Raw genomic sequence first — 18,293 nt, forward strand, 5'->3', positions numbered from 1 at the left:
GTCAACGTGGGTGGGCGGATGGCTGTGGGGAGGTGGGTCCTGCGTGGTGTTCCTGAGGGTTGTACCGGAGGAGCCTTCCCACCCTATTCGGGTGGGCAATCCGGCACTTTGTTAACTACTCACGCGTATGTCTACACACAAGACCGGCCCCGTTCGAGACGAACGGGGCCGGTTTCCGCACGCTGTCGCTACGAGGCCGGAACCTGCAGCAGTTTGTTCGGCGAGGCAAGCCATCGGCCGGAGATTTTGCCGGAAACAGCCTGTGCGACCAGTGCCTTGGACACCTGTGCGGGTGTGGCCTTGGGATGGTCGGCCAGATAGAGCGCGGCCGTGCCCGCCGCGTGCGGCGACGCCATCGACGTACCCGAGTAGGTGGCCTTGGCGGTGTCGCCCTTGTTGGACGCCGAGGTGATCGCGACGCCCGGGGCGAACAGGTCGAGGGCCGCTCCGAAGTTGGAGAAGTCCGCCCGTGCGTCCTTCTTGTCGCTCGCGCCGACCGTGATCGCCTGCGTGACGTTCGCGGGCGAGTAGAGGCTCGCCGGCAGCGCGTCGTTGCCGGCCGCGACCGTGTACGTGACACCCGACTTGATCGAGTTGCGTACGGCGGCGTCGAGTTGGGCGTTGCGGTAGCCGCCGAGGCTGACGTTGGCGACCGCGGGCTTCCTCGCGTGCTTGGTCACCCAGTCGATACCCGCGATGACCTGGGCGGTCGTGCCCGAGCCGGCGTTGTCGAGGACACGGACGGCGACGACCTCGGCCTGCTTGGCTACGCCGTACTTGGTGCCCGCGACGGTGGCGGCGACATGGGTGCCGTGGCCGTTCCCGTCGCTCGCGGTCCTGTCGTTGCCGACGAAGTCCCAGCCGTGACTGGCGCGTTTGCCGAAGTCCTTGTGCGAGATGCGGATGCCGGTGTCGATCACGTACACCGTCGCTCCGGCGCCCGCGGACTCGGGCCAGGTGTAGCTCTTGTCCAGCGGCAGATTCTTCTGGTCGACGCGGTCCAGCCCCCAGGACGGCGGGTTCTGCTGCTTGTGCTCCAGGGTCACACGGGTGTCCTGGGCGACCGACGCCACGCGGGAGTCGGCCGCGAGCAACTTGGCCTGTCTCTCATCGGCCTTGATCGCATAGCCGTTGAGGACCGTGCCGTAGGTATGGCTTATTTTCGCCCCGTACTTCTCGGCGAGACTCTTTCCCGCCGCCGACGGAGCCTTCGTTCCCCCCTTGAGAGTCACCAGGTAGCTTCCCCCGACGGAACCGGGGTTCCCGGCGCCGAGTATCTTCCCCTCCGGTGCGGCGTGCGCGGGCAGGGTGATGGCTGAAAGCGCGGCGGCACAGGTCACCGCGGTCAGGCCCCCCGCCCAGCGCAGACGCCGTGTGCGCGTCCGTGCCATGGTGTGAGTTCCCCTCCTCAACTCGGCGTACGGCGGCCGTGGTTCACCGGGAGTCGACCGGCGTGGCCGATACGCCACGTGCAGCCTCTCGTGGGGTGCGAAGCCACCACAAGGACGCCTACGGGGGCGGAATCGGCCATATCGTCCATGAGGGGCGCGTGAAGGTTGCGGCGTTTTCCGGTCTGTCTGGTTCTGCGGCACCGTGGTTACGACGGCCGTCGGCCGATACCGTCGACGGTGACGACGGGGCGCACAGCGCGGTGCGTCCCCCTCCGCACGTCGTACGAGGTGGCAATGAAGGCTATCCGTCGCTTCACCGTCCGACCCGTACTGCCCGAACCCCTCCGGCCGCTGAGCGACCTCGCGCGCAATCTGCGCTGGTCCTGGCATGCGGAGACCCGTGACCTGTTCCAGTCTGTCGATCCGGAGTGCTGGGCCGCTTCGGGCTGCGACCCTGTACGCCTGCTCGGCGACGTACCGCCCCGGCGCCTCGCGGAGCTGGCGGAGGACCGTCGCTTCCTGCGCCGGCTGACGGCCGCCGCGGACGATCTGCACGACTATGTCTCCGGCGAGCGCTGGTACCAGGTCCAGTCCGGCGAACTCCCCGCCGCCGTCGCCTACTTCTCACCCGAGTTCGGCGTCACGGCGGCCCTGCCGCAGTACTCCGGCGGCCTGGGCATCCTGGCGGGCGACCATCTGAAGGCGGCCAGCGACCTGGGCGTCCCGCTGATAGGCGTGGGGCTCCTGTACCGGCACGGCTACTTCCGGCAGTCGCTGTCCCGCGACGGCTGGCAGCAGGAGCACTATCCGGTCCTCGACCCCAACGAGCTGCCCGTGGGGCTGCTGAGGGAGGCCGACGGCACGCCCGCACAGGTGTCGCTGGCCCTGCCCGGCGGCAAACAGCTGCACGCCCGGATCTGGTTGGCCCAGGTCGGCCGCGTGCCCTTGCTGATGCTCGACTCCGACGTCGAGGAGAACGATCTCGGCGAACGAGGAGTGACCGACCGGCTCTACGGCGGCGGCAGCGAGCACCGGCTGCTCCAGGAGATGCTGCTGGGAATCGGCGGGGTCCGGGCGGTGCGCACGTACTGCCGACTGACCGGCCACGCCGCACCCGAGGTCTTCCACACCAACGAGGGCCACGCGGGGTTCCTGGGGCTGGAGCGGATCGCCGAACTGGGCGATCAAGGGCTTGATTTCGATGCGGCGCTGGAGGCGGTCCGGGCCGGGACGGTCTTCACCACCCACACCCCCGTCCCCGCCGGCATCGACCGCTTCGACCGCGAACTGGTCGCCCGGCACTTCGGGGCGGACGCCGAGTTGCCCCGCATCGACGTCGAACGGATCCTGCGGCTGGGCATGGAGACGTATCCGGGAGGCGAGCCCAACCTGTTCAACATGGCGGTGATGGGCCTGCGGCTGGGGCAACGCGCGAACGGTGTCTCGCTGCTCCATGGTCACGTCAGCCGCGAGATGTTCTCCGGACTCTGGCCGGGATTCGACCCCGACGAGGTGCCGATCACCTCCGTGACGAACGGCGTGCACGCCCCGACCTGGGTCGCCCCGGAGGTCTTCCGGCTCGGCGCCCGGCAGATCGGCGCCCAGCGCACAGAGGACGCGCTGACGGTCGGCGGCTCGGACCGGTGGGACGCCGTGGGGGAGATCCCCGACCAGGACATCTGGGAACTGCGCCGGGTGCTGCGCGAACAGCTGGTGACGGAGGTGCGGGAGCGACTGCGCGTGTCGTGGCGCCAACGAGGCGCGGGGACGGCGGAGCTGGGGTGGATCGACGGGGTGCTGGACCCCGACGTCCTGACGATCGGGTTCGCGCGGCGCGTCCCGTCGTACAAACGCCTGACGCTGATGCTCCGCGACCGGGACCGTCTGATGGACCTGTTGCTGCACCCCGAGCGCCCGATCCAGATCGTGGTCGCGGGGAAGGCACACCCGGCGGACGACGGCGGGAAACGCCTGGTCCAGGAGCTGGTTCGCTTTGCGGACGACCCGAGGGTGCGGCACCGGATCGTGTTCCTGCCGGACTACGGCATGGCGATGGCGCAGAAGCTGTACCCGGGCTGCGACATCTGGCTGAACAACCCGCTGCGTCCGCTGGAGGCGTGCGGGACTTCGGGTATGAAGGCGGCGCTCAACGGCTGCCTCAACCTGTCGGTGCTGGACGGCTGGTGGGACGAGTGGTTCCAGCCCGACTTCGGCTGGTCCATCCCGACGGCGGACGGCACGGGGACGGATCCCGACCACCGGGACGACGTGGAGGCGGCGGCGCTGTACGACCTGCTGGAGCAGCGGGTGACGCCGCGGTTCTACGAGCGGGGGCAGGGCGGGTTGCCGGACCGCTGGATCGAGATGGTCCGTCAGACCCTGACCTTGCTCGGTCCGAAGGTGCTGGCCGGTCGCATGGTCCGCGACTACGTGGAGCGGCTCTACACCCCGGCCGCGCATGCGCATCGCGCGATGACGCCGGAGCTGGCGCGGGAGCTCGCGGTCTGGAAGGCGCGGGTGCGCGGCGCCTGGTCCTCGGTCACCGTCGACCACGTCGAGACGTCGGTCGCGACGACCACGGCGGAACTCGGGTCCACGCTCGGGCTGCGGGTGCGGGTGGGGCTCGGTGAGTTGAGCCCCGAGGACGTCGAGGTCCAGGCCGTGTCCGGGCGCGTGGACGAGGAGGACCGGATCGCGGACGCGATGACGGTCCCACTGAAGCCCGTGGGCGGGCCGGACCCGGAGGGGCGGTGGGTGTACGAGGGGCCGCTGTCACTGGACCGGACGGGGCCCTTCGGATACACCGTCCGCATCCTTCCCTCGCATCGGCTGCTGGCGTCCGGGGCGGAGCTGGGGCTGGTGGCGGTGCCGTCCGAGGACGTGGTGGAGGCGGCGGGTGTGCTGATGAGGTGACACCCGCAGGTGCCGGCCAGGCGGCTGATGCGGGCCGGGCAGGACTCAGTCCTCGTCCCCGCCGCTCAGCCGCCGCAACACCACCCCGCACCTGCGCGCAAAGGCATGCTGCAACCCCCGTGTCGCGGGCCCGCCCGCCCGGGAGTACCACTTCGCGGCCCGGCTGAACGCGGAGATGGTGAGCCAGACCGTGCCGTCCCCCGTCCGGTCCACGACGAAGGACTCCTCGCCGCACTCGGGGTGGCCGGAAAGCGTTCCGTAGGCCCAGCCCGCGCGGCGGCGTTCCTCCACCGTCCAGACCACGCGGCAGGGCGCCTTTATGAGGCCGGCCAGCGTCACCGTGACGTCGACGTCGGGCGCCGCGCGGTCCGCGGAGGCGTCGATGCCCACGCCCATCGCGCGGTGCATCTCCCAGGTCAGGACCGCTTCCGAGGCGCGGCGGAAGACCTGTTCGCCCTCGCCGATGCGGGTGCGGACGTGGAGGGGGCGGAAGCCGGGCGGGCAGAAACCGTTCCGCTGGGTCGCGCCTACGTCGTCGTACGTGAAGGACATGGGAGACAAGGGTAGGGCGGCACCCCGGAATGCCTTCGTCCCGGGTGCCGCCCAGCGAGTCCCCCTCGGGCTAGCTCACGTTGACCGCGGACCAGGCCGCGGCGACCGCCTTGTACTCGGTGCTGGTGGAGCCGTACAGGGCGGAGGCCGCCGAGAGCGTGCCCGTACGTGCCGCCTTGTAGTTGGTCGTCGACGTGAAGTACGTCGTCAGCGCCTTGTACCAGATCTGGAGCGCCTTCGCGCGGCCGATGCCGGTGACCGTGGAGCTGTTGGACGTCGGCGAGTTGTAGCTGACGCCGTTGATCGTCTTCGAACCGCTGCCCTCCGAGAGGAGGTAGAAGAAGTGGTTGGCGACGCCGGACGAGTAGTGGACGTCCAGGTTGCCGACCGACGAGGACCAGGAGTCCGCCGAGCCGCCGTCCTTGCTGGGCTTGTCCATGTAGCGCAGCGGGGAGCCGTCGCCGTTGATGTCGATCTCCTCGCCGATGAGGTAGTCACCGACGTCGTTGGAGTTGGCCGCGTAGAACTCGACACCCGTGCCGAAGATGTCCGAGGTCGCCTCGTTGAGGCCACCGGACTCGCCGCTGTAGTTCAGGCCCGCCGTGTTCGAGGTGACGCCGTGGCTCATCTCGTGGCCGGCCACGTCCAGCGAGGTCAGCGGGTGCGTGTTGGACTCGCCGTCGCCGTACGTCATGCAGAAGCAGCTGTCGTCCCAGAACGCGTTGACGTACGCGTTGCCGTAGTGGACGCGCGAGTAGGCCGCGACACCGTTGTTCTTGATGCCGGAGCGACCGAAGGTGGACTTGTAGAAGTCCCAGGTCGTCGCCGCGCCGTAGGCGGCGTCGACGGCCGCCGTCTGGTCGGTGGTGGAGCTGGAGGCGGCCCCGGTGCCCCACGTGTTGTCGGCGTCCGTGAACAGGGTGCCGGCGGAGGAACTGGTGCCGTGGGACTTGTTGTACGTCTTGTGGCCGCCGCGCGTGCCGTCGGTCAGCTGGTACGTCGAGCCCGACAGGGTGGTCTCCAGGCTGACCGTGCCCGAGTACAGGCTCTTGCCGGTGCCGGTCGCGTTCTCGATGCCCTGGTACTCGAAGAGCTTCTTGCCGGTGGCGGCGTCGGTGATGACGTGCAGCTGGTTCGGGGTGCCGTCGTCCTGGAAGCCGCCGACGATCGTCTCGTAGGCGAGGACGGGGGTGCCCGAGCCGGCCCAGACGACCTTGCGCGCGCCGTCGGCGGCGGTCTTCTCCGAGCCCGCGGCCTTGGCGGCGGTCAGCGCCTGCTTCTCGGCCTTGGCGGCGGTGAGCTTCGGGGTCAGCGAGGCGACCTTGATGGTCTTGGTCGTCGCCTTGGAGACGCCCTTGGCCGCACCGGACTTCGACTCGTGGACGACCAGGTCGCCACCGAGGACCGGCAGACCGGCGTAGGTGCGCTCGTAACGCGTGTGGACGGTGCCGTCGGCGTCCTTCACGACGTCCTTGACGACCAGCTTCTCCTTGGCGCCGAGGCCTATCTCCTGGGCCGTGTCGGAGGCGCCGGCCTGCTGCTGCTTGATGAGCGTGGTGCGCGCGGCAGGAGACAGCTGAAGGGGGGCGGCGGCGAGGGTGGCCGCGCCCGTGGCTTCCGCCGGGCTCTGCGCCGCGGCGCTGCCGGTGGTCAGACCGGTGGCCAGGAGGGCTCCGGCCGCGACAGCGGTGGCGATGGCCAGAGTGGTGCGCTTGTGACGCGCGTAGACGGGGGTCACACAAGCTCCTTAGTGGGGGAGCCCGGACGGCTGTGGGGCAACCGGCCCGGGGTGATTGTGAAGTTGTGCGGCGGGTGTGAGGAAGAGTGGCATCAGGGCCGCATAAATGTCATGACCCCGTCGTGATGTTGGCCGAAAACCAGCGACTGAGTGAACATTGCCGCAATGTAAAGCGACTTGACCTCGGCAAAGGCCCAACAAGCCCTCGGTAAGGCGCTGGCAAAAAGAGGGCGCCGCCCCGGGGAGTCGAACCACCGGGGCGGCGCCCTGTTCTTCAGTCGCTCAGTACCACCCGGTCTACGGGAAGGTGAGCTTCCAGCTGTTGATGTAGCCGGTGTCGACGGCCGCGTTGTCCTGAACCCTCAACTGCCAGGTCCCGTTGGCGACTTCGGAGGACGCGTTCACCGTGTAGGTGGTGTTGAGGTTGTCCGTGCTCCCACCGGTGCCGTACGCCTTCAGCGTGTACGCCGTGCCGTCGGGGGCGACCAGCTGGACCTGGAGGTCACCGATGTAGGTGTGCACGATGTCGACCGCGACCGCGAGGTTCGACGGCGCGTTGCCCGTACGCCCGGTCACGGCGACCGAGGACGTCACCGCGGCCCCGTTGTCCGGAATCGATACGTCGGTCGTGCTCTCGAAGGAGGTGCCGCCGCCACCGCCACCGCCGGGACGCGAGCCGACCGCCACGCCCGCCCAGGCGTTCTGGACCGCCGTGTACTCCGCGCTCGTCGTGCCGTACAGCTCGCCCGTCGCCGCGAGGGTGCCGGTGCGGGCCGCCGCGTAGTTGGTCGTGGAGGTGAACTTCGTGGTCAGCGCGCGGAACCAGATCTTCTCCGCCTTGTCGCGGCCGATGCCGGTGACCGGAAGACCATCCGCGGTGGGCGAGTTGTAGCTGACGCCGTTGATGGTCTTGGCGCCGCTGCCCTCGGACAGGAGGTAGAAGAAGTGGTTCGCCGGGCCGGACGAGTAGTGCACGTCGGCGTTGCCGATGCTGGACGTCCAGTTGTTGTACGACGAGCCGTCCTTGCTCGGCTGGTCCATGTAACGCAGCGGCGTGCCGTCGCCGTTGATGTTGATCTCCTCGCCGATGAGGTAGTCACCGACGTCGGAGGAGTTGTTGGCGTAGAACTCGACGGTCGTGCCGAAGATGTCGGACGTCGCCTCGTTCAGACCGCCGGACTCACCGCTGTAGTTGAGCCCGGCCGTGTTCGAGGTGAGCCCGTGGGTCATCTCGTGCGCGGCCACGTCGATCGACGTCAGCGGGTTGGTGTTGCCCGAGCCGTCGCCGTACGTCATGCAGAAGCAGCTGTCGGACCAGAACGCGTTGACGTAGTTGTTGCCGTAGTGGACGCGGGAGTACGCCCCGACGCCGTCACCGCGGATACCGCTGCGTCCGTGCACGTTCTTGTAGTAGTCCCACGTCAGCGCGGCACCGTAGTGCGCGTCCGCGCCGGCCGACTCCAGGTTGGACGGGCTGCCGTTGCCCCAGATGTCGTCCGGACCGGAGAAGAGGGTGCCGGTGCCGGAGGTGCCGCGGTTGAGGTTGTACGTCTTGTGACCGCCGCGCGCGCCGTCCGTGAGGTTGTACGTCGACCCGGACTGCGTGGTGCCGAGGGTGACCGAGCCCGAGTACACCGTGTTGCCGGTGCCGGTCTCGATGGCCTCCCACTCGTACAGCTTCTCGCCCGTGGCGGCGTCGGTGACGACGTGCAGCTCCTGCGGGGTGCCGTCGTGCTGGAAGCCGCCCACGACCGTCTCGTACGCCAGGGTCGGCTTGCCGTCGCCGGCCCAGATCACCTTGCGCGGGGCGCGGTTGACGGCGGGGCTCTTGGCGTCCTCCGCCTTCGCGGCGCCGAGGGCCTGGCTCTTGGCCTTGGCGGCGGACACGGCGGCCGTGGTGGTGGCCGGCTTGATGGCGGCGCGGGTCGCCTTCACGACGGCCTCGGTCGCGTCGGCCTTCGTGGACTCCACGACGAGGTCGCCGCCGAGGACGGGCAGACCGTCGTAGGTGCGCTCGTAGCGGGTGTGCACGGTGCCGTTGCCGTCCTTGAGGACGTCACGGACGACCAGCTTCTCCTTGGCGCCCAGGCCCAGTTCCTTGGCGGTGTCCGCCTTGGCGGCGTTGGCCGTGCGGATCAGCTGGGCGCGCTGGGCGGGGGTGAGCTTGACGGACTCGGCGCCCGGTATGACCTTGCCCGCGGCCGACGGTGCCTTCTCCGGGGCTGCGGACGCGGCGCCCGACTGGACGGCCGCGGCGATCAGGGCGGACACGCCGACCAGCGCTACTGCGGCGGCCCGGCGGTGCATGCTGTGGGAGGTGCGTCTGTGGGAGGAACTCGCTCTCAACACTGACTCCTGCGTCTGCGGGCCGCGGGTCGCGCGGCCGGGGGAGACCGGGCGGCGGGTGGGCCGGCCGGGCAGAACGGGAATTGCGCGTGCGGGAGTTCGGCCGCGGCACAGCGCCGTGCAGGTGCTGTGGGGTTGCTGTGACGGGGCCGTGGGAAGAGTGGCAGCAGTTCGCGGTTTCTGTCAGGAGCGCGTCAGGAAGTTGGCTGGAAATCGTCCGTTGCCCGGATGGTCATGTTCGTTATACGGGCAATTTGCCTGATCGTCAGGATGGCCGATCCCCGTGCCACGAGTGCCACAGCGCCGCGTACGCCCCGTCCGCCGCCACCAGCTCCTCGTGCGAGCCGAGTTCGGTGAGCATTCCGTCCTCCATCACCGCCACCCGGTCCGCGTCGTGCGCGGTGTGCAGCCGGTGCGCGATCGCGATGACGGTACGTCCCTCCAGTACGGCGGCCAGGGCGCGCTCGGTGTGCCGGGCGGTGGTCGGGTCGAGCAACGCCGTGGCCTCGTCGAGGATCAGGGTGTGCGGGTCGGCCAGGACCACCCGGGCCAGGGCCAGTTGCTGGGCCTGCGAGCCGTCGGTGGGGTGACCGCCGTCGCCCAGCGCGGTGTCGAGGCCGTCGGGCAGCTCCCGCACCCAGGCGTCGGCGCCGACCGCGGCCAGCGCGGACCACAGCTCCTCGTCCCCTGCGGACGGTTCGGCGATCCGCAGGTTGTCCCGGACCGAGCCCAGGAACACATGGTGCTCCTGCGTGACCAGGACGACCTGGCGGCGCAGCTGCTCGGGGCCGAGCTCGACGACAGGCACCCCGCCGACCGTCACGGTGCCCTCGCTGGGCGCGTCGACGCCCGCGACGAGACGGCTGAGCGTGGTCTTCCCGGCGCCGGACGGCCCCACGACCGCGAGCCGCTCCCCGGGCCGTACCGTCAGGTCGACCCCGTGCAGCACCTCGCCGCCCCGGCCGTACGAATACCGCACGCCCCTCACGTCGATCCGGTCACCGGCCGGAGACAGCGCCTTGGCCTCGCCGGCCCGCGGAGCGCGCGCCAGCCCCTCCACCCGGGCGAACGAGGCACTGGCGCTCTGCAGTTGCTCGACCCGCACCAGGATCTGGTCGAGCGGGTTGATCAGCTGGTTGAGGTAGAGGGCGGCCGCCACGACCGAGCCCAGGCTCATCGCCCCGTGCGTATGCAGGAGTCCGCCGATGATCAGGATCCCGGCGATGGGGAGGATGTACGCCACCTCCACCGAAGGGAAGAACACGCTGCGCAGGTAGAGGGTGTAGAAGCGGGTGCGCCGGGCGGTCTCGAGGGTGTCCCGGCCGGCCCGGACACGCCGTTCCTCCAGCCGGAGCGCCTCCACCGTACGGGCGCCCGTCGCCGTCGCCGCGACGATCTCGGCGACGTCCGAGGTCGCCGCGCCCTCGGCGAGATAGCCCTCCCGGGCCCGGCGCAGATACCAGCGCAGGGCGAACCAGATCGGGGTGAGGCCGAGTACGCCGACGGCGCCGAGGACGGGATCGATCAGGAAGATGGCGACGAGCGCGAACAGGAACCGTACGGAGTTGATGAACAGGTCGGGCCCGGCGTCGCGCAGTGTCGTGCCGACCGTGGCCACGTCCGCCGTCCCGCGGGCGGTGAGGTCGCCTGTTCCCGCGCGTTCCACCACGGACGCGGGCAGGGCGAGGGCGCGGTCCACGAACTCCTCGCGGACGCGGGCGAGGGTGCGTTCGCCGAAGCGGTGGCCCACGTAACGGGCCCAGCGGGCGAGCAGCAACTCCGCGACGGAGCACACCAGCAGGGCGAGGGCAAGTCGGTCCACGGCGCCCACTCCGCTGCCTCCGCGCACCTCGTCGATGATTCTGCCGAGCAGCCAGGGGCCGCCGAGGCCGGCGATCGCGGCCAGCGCGTTGAGGGAGAGGGCGGCGGTGAAGGCCCGGCCGTCGGCCCGGATCAGGCGGAGCGAGGCCTTGCGGACGTCCGCGGGTTCGGCGACGGGCAGGTGTCCGGACGTCACCGTACGGCCTCCTCGGAGTCGGTGTCCCTGGCGACGAGTTCGCGGTAGCCGGGGGAGGTGTCGAGGAGTTGGCGGTGGGTGCCGGTGGCTGCGACCTTGCCGTCCACCAGGTAGAGGACGGTGTCCGTCCGGTCCAGGACGAGGGGGGATGTGGTGGCGACGACGGTGGTACGACCGTTGCGGGCGCCCTTGAGGCGGTCGGCCACGCGGGCCTCTGTGTGGGCGTCCAGGGCTGAGGTGGGTTCTATGGCGAGGAGGATCTCGGGGTTTGCCGCGAGGGCTCGTGCGAGGCGGATGCGTTGGCGTTGGCCGCCGGAGAGGTTGCGGGCCTGGGCGTCGATCTGTGAGTCCAGGCCGTCTGGGAGGGCTTGGACTATGTCGTCGGCTACCGCTGCGTGGAGGGCTTGGGTGATGTGCGCTTCAGGGGGTGCCGCGGAATGTCGCATGGCGTCTGCGGGTGCGTTGTGGCTGGTCGCGCAGTTCCCCGCGCCCCTGAAAGACTTGTCGGCGCCCTTTATTACATTGCGCAGCGTGTCTGCGAACACGTCTGCCTCGTGGTCCGCCACCAGGATGCGGGCGCGGATTTCCGGCAACGGGATCTCGTCCAGGGGGATTTCACCCCAGGTCGTTCGCGACGGGGTGTATCTGCCCAGGCGGTCGATCACCGTTGCCGTGTCCGCCGGATGTGCGCTCGCCAGTGCCGTCAGGTGGCCCGGTCGGACCCTCACGCCCGACTCGGGGTCGTGGAGTACCGACGGTTCCGCGGGGGCCGGCCTGGTGCCCGCGTCCTCCATGGGCTGCAGGCGCAGGAAACGTACGACACGGCGGGCCGCCACCACGCCCCGGCTCAGCATGTAGCCGCACTCGACCCAGAAGGCCACCGGGCCCACCAGGACCGCGACATAGCCGTAGACCGAGACGAGCTCGCCCACGGTGATGTCGCCCTGGGCGGCGAGGCGGGCGGCCAGCCAGGTCACCACGGACAGGAAGATCGTCGGGAGGCCCACGCCGAGGGCCTGGACCCAGCTGGTGACCGCGCCGACGCGGTAGCCCTGGGCGCGCAGATGCTGGGAGTCGCGGTGGAAGGCGTCCGCGACCAGGCCCTTGCCGCCGAGGCCGTTGAGGACGCGGAGGCCGCTCGCGAGGTCGGCGATGCGGGCGGTGAGGACGCCCTGGCGCTCGCGGTACTCGGTCTCCGTGCCCTGGAGGCGGGTGAGGAGAGGGCCGACGAGGACGACGATCGCGGGGATGCCCAGCAGCACCACGGCCGCGATCAGCGGTGAGACCGAGACCAGCAGTCCGGCGATCGTCAGATAGGCGATGACGGCCCCGACGCCCGGACCGACCACGGTCAGGGCCTGGGCGATCGTCTGTACGTCGCCCACCCCGATCGTGACGACCTCCCCGGCGCCCGCCCGGCGCGACAGCGCGGCGCCGAGCCGGACCGCGTGGCCGACGACGACCTTCACCGTGCGGAAGTTGGCGTCCATCCGCACCCGGGTCATCGTCCGATGCCGCATGATGCTCAGCCACGCGTTGAACGACCCCACCACGAAGAGGGCCGCGGACCAGCCGGTCAGCGCGCCGAAGTCGCCCGGTTCCAGACCCTCGTCGATCGCCTTGGCCATCAGGTACGGCGTCGCGGCCAGCAGCACCATCCAGGTGCTGGCGATCACCGCCCCGAGGGCACAGCGGCCCGTCTGGCACCGCACGAGCCACCACAGGTACCACCAGCCGCCCCGCGCGTCGGGCGTGCCGGGATCCTCGTACGCGTCGATCACCTGTCGTTCCCCCGATTCCCTACGCCAGACTGTCCCGCCACGCCCGGTGCAGATCCGCGAACCTGCCTGTCCCCGCGATGAGTTCGTCCGGCGGGCCGTCCTCGACGATCCGGCCGTGCTCCATCACCAGCACCCGGTCCGCGATCTCGACCGTGGAGAGACGGTGGGCGATCACCACCGCCGTACGGCCGTGCAGGACCGTCGACATCGCCCGCTGCACGGCCCGTTCGCCCGGGATGTCCAGTGAGCTGGTCGCCTCGTCCAGGATGAGCACCGCCGGGTCGGCGAGCAACGCCCGCGCGAACGCGACGAGTTGGCGCTGGCCGGCGGAGATACGGCCGCCCCGCTTGCGTACGTCCGTGTCGTAGCCGTCGGGCAGGGCGCTGATGAACTCATGGGCGCCGATCGCCTTCGCGGCCCGCTCGATGTCCTCGCGGGTGGCGTCCGGGCGGCCGATGGCGATGTTGTCGGCGACCGTGCCGGAGAACAGGAAGGCCTCCTGCGTCACCATGACGACCCCGCGCCGCAGTTCGGGCACGGCCAGCTCGCGCAGATCGACCCCGTCGAGCAGGACGCGGCCCTCGGAGGGGTCGTAGAAGCGGGCGAGGAGCTTGGCCAGCGTGGACTTGCCGGCACCGGTCGAGCCGACCACCGCGACCGTCTGTCCGGCGGGGAGGGTGAGGTCGAAGCGGGGCAGGATCTCGCCGCCGGTGCGGTAGGCGAAGCGGACGCCGTCGAAGACGACCTCGCGGCCGGGGTGCTCGGACTCCAGGGGCGGAAGCTGCCGGGGCTCGGACGGTTCCGGCACCGACGGTGTCTGCGCGAGCAGGCCCGCGATCTTCTCCAGGGAGGCCGCCGCCGACTGGTACGAGTTGAGGAACATGCCGAGCCGGTCGATCGGGTCGTACAGCCGCCGCAGATACAGCACCGCCGCGGCCAGCACACCGAGCTCCAGCGTGCCGCCCGCCACCCGGTAGGCGCCCCACAGCACGATCAGCGCGACGGCCGTGTTGGCGACCAGCCGGGAGCCGACCACATAGCGGGCCATCTCGATGAGCGCGTCGCCGTTGGTGCGCTCGTGCCGCTTGTTGAGCACGGCGAAGTCGGCGTCGTTGGCCGCCTCTCGGCGGAACGCGCGCACCGGGCGGATGCCGTTCATCGTCTCGACGAACTTCACGATCACGGCGGCGATCGCGGTGGACCGCCGGGTGTACACCTCTCCCGCGCGCCGCTGGTAGATCCGTATGAGGAGATAGAGCGGCACGAACGACGCCACCGCCACCGCGCCGAGGCCCAGGTCCAGCCAGAGCAGCAGCGCCGAGATGTAGACGAAGGACAGGACGACCGTCACCAGCTCCTGGAGCCCCTCGCTCAGGAGCTCACGCAGCGACTCGACGTCCGCCGTGGAGCGGGAGATGAGCCGGCCCGAGGTGTAGCGCTCGTGGAAGTCGACGCTGAGGGCCTGCGCATGGCGGAAGATACGGCCGCGCAGGTCGAGGAGCACATCCTGGTTGACCCGCGCCGAGGCGAGGATGAACACGTACTGCAGCCCACCCGCGGCCAGCGCACACAGCAGATAGCCGACGCCCACGGCGATCAGCGGGCCGTGGCGGTCCTCGCGGAACGCCGGTACGGCGCTGTCGATCGCGTACGCCACCAGCAGCGGGCCCGCCTGCACCGCCGCCTGCTGGAGCAGCAGCAGAAGCGCGGCGCCGAGGGCGCGGGCCTTCATCGGCGTGAGCAGGGAGCGCAGGAGGTCGGAGGTCGCGCGGGGCGGGGTGGGCAGGACGTCACGGTCGAAGGGATCACCGCCGCCGGCGGCCTTGGGGCCGTCCGGTTCCTCGTCGGCGGTGGTGGGCGCGGCCTTCGTCGGCGCCGTCATCGGTCCTCCCCCGTCGCCCCGGACCCCGACATGAGGTGGGCGTACTCGGCGTTCGTGCGCAGCAGTTCGTGGTGGGTGCCCACGGCGGTGATACGGCCCTCCGACAGCAGGGCGACCCGGTCGGCGAGCAGCACGGTCGAGGGCCGGTGCGCCACGATGAGCGCGGTGGTCTCGGCGAGCACCTCCCGCAGCGCGGCTTCCACGGCGGCCTCGGTGTGCACGTCCAGTGCGGACAGGGGGTCGTCGAGCACGAGGAACCGGGGCTGCCCGACCACCGCCCTCGCGAGAGCGAGGCGCTGGCGCTGGCCGCCGGAGAGGCTGAGGCCCTGTTCTCCGACCTGGGTGTCGGTGCCTTGGGGGAGGGCGTGCACGAAGTCGGCCTGGGCGACGGAGAGGGCGCGCTCCAACTCCGTGTCCCCTGCGGTGCCCTCGGCGCCCATCAGCACGTTCTCGCCGACGCCGGCCGAGAAGAGGGTGGGCTCCTCGAAGGCGACGGCCACGAGTTCGCGCAGCGATTCCCTGGGTATGGCGGTGATGTCCTGGCCGTCGAGGGTGATGCGGCCGGATGTCATCTCATGGAGCCGGGGGACGAGTGCGGTGAGAGTGGTTTTGCCGCTGCCGGTGGCGCCCACCAGGGCCATGGACTCGCCGGGGCGTATGTGGAGGTCTATGCGGTCGAGGACGGCGGGTGAGTCGGGTGCGGCGTCCGGGTAGCGGAACCGGACGTGGTGGAAACGGAGGCCGTCATTGTCGGCTGCGGGCCGCTGGGGGTTGTTCGCGCCCCGCGGCGGAGCCGCATGTGGATGCGGCCCCGCGCCCTTTCCGGGCGTCTCGTGCTCCGGCGTTTCGTCCATCACCTCGAAGTACCGCTCCGTCGCGCTCGCCGCGTCCTGGCTGATCGCCAGCAGGAAGCCGATCGAGTCGATGGGCCACCGCAGCGCCAGAGCCGTGGACAGAAAGGCGACCAGGGTCCCCGCCGACAGGTCCCCGTCGGCCACCTGTATCGACCCCAGCACCAGCGCGGCCCCGATGGCGATCTCCGGCAGCGTCACGATGACACCCCAGATCGACGCGAGCAGCCGGGCCTTGCGCAGCTCCGTCCCGCGCAGGGTCCGCGACAGTTCACGGAACGCCCGCGCCTGGCTGCGGTGCCGCCCGAAGCCCTTGATGATGCGGATGCCGAGCACGCTCTCCTCGACGACCGTCGTCAGATCGCCGACCTGGTCCTGGGCGAGCCGCGCCACATGGAAGTACCGCCGCTCGAAGAGTACGCACGTGACGATCACGGGTACGGCGGGCCCGAGGATCACCAGCCCGAGCGTCCAGTCCTGGAGCAGCATGATGATCACGCCGATGAGGATCGTCACCCCGTTGACCAGCAGGAACGTCAGCGGGAACGCCAGGAACATCCGCACCAGCATCAGGTCGGTGGTGCCGCGCGACAGCAGCTGTCCCGATGCCCACCGGTCGTGGAACGACACCGGAAGCCGCTGCAGATGCCCGTACAGATCCGCCCGCATCTCGGCCTCGACATGGGACAGCGGCCGCGCCACCAGCCACCGCCGCAGCCCGAACAGCAACGCCTCCCCGAGCCCGAGCAGCAGCAGGAACAGCGCGCCGAGCCACACGCCCGCCGGATCCTGGTCGGCGACCGGTCCGTCCACCATCCACTTCAGGACGAGCGGGATCACCAGCCCCGTACAGGACGCGAGGATCGCCACCGACGCGGCACTGAGCAGCCGCGCCCGGACGGGCCTGACGTACGGCCACAGGCGCAGCAGGGTACGGACGGCGGAGTGTTCCTTGGTGGTGGCACGTGTCGAGGGCATCAGCAGTGAGCCTACAAATCGGCACTGACAACGCCCACCGAGTTTTGGCCGGACCCGAATCGGCCGCTGGACCTACGACCTGCGCGTTCGACCGACCGCACGGCACGGTCGTACCCCCGCATCAACCGATCGGCTGATGCCCCTTCGAGCGCGACGGCCGATGTGCGCACCGCCCGCCCACCGCGACGCTGATGCCATGTCCGTCATCGAAGTCACCGAACTGCGCAAGTCCTACGGCGGCCGGCCCGCTGTGGACGGTGTCTCCTTCGCCGTCGAGGAAGGCGAGATCTTCGGCGTCCTCGGCCCGAACGGAGCTGGCAAGACCACCACCGTCGAGTGCGTCGAAGGCCTGCGCGTCCCCGACGCCGGCCGTGTCCGCGTCACCGGCCTCGACCCGATCGCCGACCACGAGCGGGTCGCCCCCGTCCTCGGCGCCCAGCTCCAGCAGAGCGAGCTCCAGCCCAAGCTGACCGTGCGCGAGGCCCTGGAGCTGTACGCCGCGTTCCACGAGAAGCCCGCCGACTGGCGCCCGCTCGCCGAGCGCCTCGGCCTGACCGGCAAGTTGACCACCCGGTTCGGCAAGCTGTCCGGCGGCCAGAAGCAGCGCCTGTTCATCGCGCTCGCCCTCATCGGCAACCCCAGGGTCGTCGTCCTCGACGAGCTGACCACGGGCCTCGATCCCCGCGCCCGCCGCGACACCTGGGAGCTGATCGAGGAGGTCCGCGCGAGTGGTGTCACTGTCCTGCTGGTCACGCACTTCATGGAGGAGGCGCAGCGGCTGTGCGACCGGATCGCGGTGATCGACAAGGGCCGGATCGCCGCCCTGGACACCCCGGCCGGACTGATCCGCCGCTCGGCGGGCGCCACCGTCATCAGCTTCACGCCGTCCGTCCCCCTCGACGACCGTGACCTGAACGCCCTGCCCGGGCTCGCGTCGGTCCAGCACCGGGACAGTCGCGTCACGCTCGCCGGCACCGACGAGACGGTCAACGCCGTGATCACGCTGCTGGCCCGCACCCACGTCACGGCTCATCAACTCCGCGTCACCGACGCCACGTTGGACGACGCGTTCCTCGACCTCACCGAGACCAAGGAGGCAGCGGCATGAACACCGCCGTCCTGAGGACCGAGCTGCGACTCCTCCGCCGCGAACCCGGCGCCCTGTTCTGGATGCTCGCGTTCCCGACCCTGCTGCTGGTGATCCTCGGCTCGATCCCGGCCTTCCACGAGCACGAGGCCGGCCTCGGGGGCCTGCGGACCATCGATGTCTATGTCCCCGTGACCGTGCTGCTCGGCCTGATCGTGGGTGGTGTCCAGGCGATGCCGCAGACCCTCACCGGCTATCGCGAGCAGGGCATACTGCGCCGCATGTCCACCACTCCGGTCCGACCCGCAGCGCTGCTGTCCGCGCAGATGGTGGTCTACGCCGCAGCCGCCCTGGCATCGGCGCTGACCGTCCTTCTCGTGGGGCGTCTGGCCTTCGACGTACGACTGCCCGAGCAGCCCTTCGGATACGTCCTCGCCCTCGTCCTGGCCGTGCTGGCCGCCCTCGCCCTGGGTGCCGTGATCTGCGCGCTGTCCCGTACGACGAAGATCGCGGCAGCGATCGGGTCAGCGGTGTTCTTCCCGGCGATGTTCTGCGCGGGCGTGTGGCTGCCGGTGCAGGCCATGCCGGACGTGCTGGCCCGGATCGTCGGCTGGACCCCGTTCGGCGCGGCCGCCGAGGCCCTCAACCGGGCCGCGGCGGGCGACTGGCCGGGCTGGACCCACCTCGGCGTGCTGGTGGCCTGGACCGTGCTGCTCACGGCCGCCGCGTCGCGCTGGTTCCGCTGGGAGTAGGGAAG

General features: G+C 70.5%; 11 protein-coding genes. 3 read left to right on the plus strand and 8 right to left on the minus strand.

Annotation, left to right across the window (positions count from 1 at the left end; all coding sequences use genetic code 11):
- Positions 1 to 188: 188 nt before the first annotated feature.
- Complete coding sequence (locus OHU89_RS34170) at positions 189 to 1,391, minus strand: S8 family peptidase (RefSeq protein WP_405648695.1); 1,203 nt, start codon at positions 1,389 to 1,391, stop codon at positions 189 to 191.
- 294 nt (positions 1,392 to 1,685) lie between these two features.
- On the opposite strand from OHU89_RS34170, the gene OHU89_RS34175 reads away from it, so the two are divergent.
- On the plus strand, positions 1,686 to 4,304 hold the full coding sequence (locus tag OHU89_RS34175) for a glycosyltransferase family 1 protein (protein ID WP_405648698.1): 2,619 nt from the start codon (positions 1,686 to 1,688) through the stop codon (positions 4,302 to 4,304).
- A 45-nt stretch (positions 4,305 to 4,349) separates the two neighbouring features.
- Here OHU89_RS34175 and OHU89_RS34180 read toward each other — a convergent pair whose 3' ends face one another.
- The 7 genes from OHU89_RS34180 to OHU89_RS34210 all read right to left on the minus strand — a co-directional run bounded on the left by OHU89_RS34180 (position 4,350) and on the right by OHU89_RS34210 (position 16,449).
- Positions 4,350 to 4,856 (minus strand): DUF1990 domain-containing protein, encoded by a 507-nt coding sequence (locus tag OHU89_RS34180; RefSeq protein WP_405648701.1) that lies wholly within the window; start codon positions 4,854 to 4,856, stop codon positions 4,350 to 4,352.
- A 70-nt stretch (positions 4,857 to 4,926) separates the two neighbouring features.
- Positions 4,927 to 6,594, minus strand: coding sequence for a M4 family metallopeptidase (locus OHU89_RS34185; protein ID WP_405648704.1), 1,668 nt, complete (start codon positions 6,592 to 6,594; stop codon positions 4,927 to 4,929).
- Between the two features lie 297 nt (positions 6,595 to 6,891).
- On the minus strand, positions 6,892 to 8,901 hold the full coding sequence (locus OHU89_RS34190; RefSeq protein WP_405648706.1) for a M4 family metallopeptidase: 2,010 nt from the start codon (positions 8,899 to 8,901) through the stop codon (positions 6,892 to 6,894).
- Between the two features lie 304 nt (positions 8,902 to 9,205).
- Positions 9,206 to 10,957: an ABC transporter ATP-binding protein gene (locus OHU89_RS34195; RefSeq protein WP_405648709.1), complete on the minus strand. Its 1,752-nt coding sequence runs from the start codon at positions 10,955 to 10,957 to the stop codon at positions 9,206 to 9,208.
- On the minus strand, positions 10,954 to 12,738 hold the full coding sequence (locus OHU89_RS34200; protein WP_405648712.1) for an ABC transporter ATP-binding protein: 1,785 nt from the start codon (positions 12,736 to 12,738) through the stop codon (positions 10,954 to 10,956). Before OHU89_RS34200 ends, OHU89_RS34195 begins: the two co-directional genes overlap by 4 nt.
- Before the next feature lie 19 nt (positions 12,739 to 12,757).
- The gene (locus tag OHU89_RS34205) at positions 12,758 to 14,620 is read right to left on the minus strand and encodes an ABC transporter ATP-binding protein (RefSeq protein ID WP_405648715.1); all 1,863 of its coding nucleotides are present in this window, start codon (positions 14,618 to 14,620) and stop codon (positions 12,758 to 12,760) included.
- Positions 14,617 to 16,449, minus strand: coding sequence for an ABC transporter ATP-binding protein (locus OHU89_RS34210; protein WP_405648716.1), 1,833 nt, complete (start codon positions 16,447 to 16,449; stop codon positions 14,617 to 14,619). The genes OHU89_RS34205 and OHU89_RS34210 overlap by 4 nt, the downstream gene beginning before the upstream one ends.
- Before the next feature lie 196 nt (positions 16,450 to 16,645).
- On the opposite strand from OHU89_RS34210, the gene OHU89_RS34215 reads away from it, so the two are divergent.
- Positions 16,646 to 17,557 carry an ABC transporter ATP-binding protein gene (locus OHU89_RS34215; RefSeq protein ID WP_405648719.1) on the plus strand — a complete coding sequence of 304 codons (912 nt, stop codon included), beginning with the start codon at positions 16,646 to 16,648 and terminating at the stop codon, positions 17,555 to 17,557.
- Positions 17,554 to 18,288, plus strand: a complete 735-nt coding sequence (locus OHU89_RS34220; protein WP_405648722.1) for an ABC transporter permease — start codon at positions 17,554 to 17,556, stop codon at positions 18,286 to 18,288. Before OHU89_RS34215 ends, OHU89_RS34220 begins: the two co-directional genes overlap by 4 nt.
- Positions 18,289 to 18,293: the final 5 nt, after the last annotated feature.

This window comes from Streptomyces sp. NBC_00019, from assembly GCF_045041015.1.
GTDB lineage: Bacteria > Actinomycetota > Actinomycetes > Streptomycetales > Streptomycetaceae > Streptomyces.

What these genes read in the sequence shown, in the direction of transcription:
- OHU89_RS34180 (WP_405648701.1), bottom strand. Translation starts at nt 4,856, where the DNA reads ATGTCCTTCACGTACGACGACGTAGGCGCGACCCAGCGGAACGGTTTC.
- OHU89_RS34205 (WP_405648715.1), bottom strand. Translation starts at nt 14,620, where the DNA reads ATGACGGCGCCGACGAAGGCCGCGCCCACCACCGCCGACGAGGAACCG.
- OHU89_RS34210 (WP_405648716.1), bottom strand. Translation starts at nt 16,449, where the DNA reads ATGCCCTCGACACGTGCCACCACCAAGGAACACTCCGCCGTCCGTACC.
- OHU89_RS34170 (WP_405648695.1), bottom strand. Translation starts at nt 1,391, where the DNA reads ATGGCACGGACGCGCACACGGCGTCTGCGCTGGGCGGGGGGCCTGACC.
- OHU89_RS34175 (WP_405648698.1), top strand. Translation starts at nt 1,686, where the DNA reads ATGAAGGCTATCCGTCGCTTCACCGTCCGACCCGTACTGCCCGAACCC.
- OHU89_RS34220 (WP_405648722.1), top strand. Translation starts at nt 17,554, where the DNA reads ATGAACACCGCCGTCCTGAGGACCGAGCTGCGACTCCTCCGCCGCGAA.
- OHU89_RS34190 (WP_405648706.1), bottom strand. Translation starts at nt 8,901, where the DNA reads ATGCACCGCCGGGCCGCCGCAGTAGCGCTGGTCGGCGTGTCCGCCCTG.
- OHU89_RS34215 (WP_405648719.1), top strand. Translation starts at nt 16,646, where the DNA reads ATGTCCGTCATCGAAGTCACCGAACTGCGCAAGTCCTACGGCGGCCGG.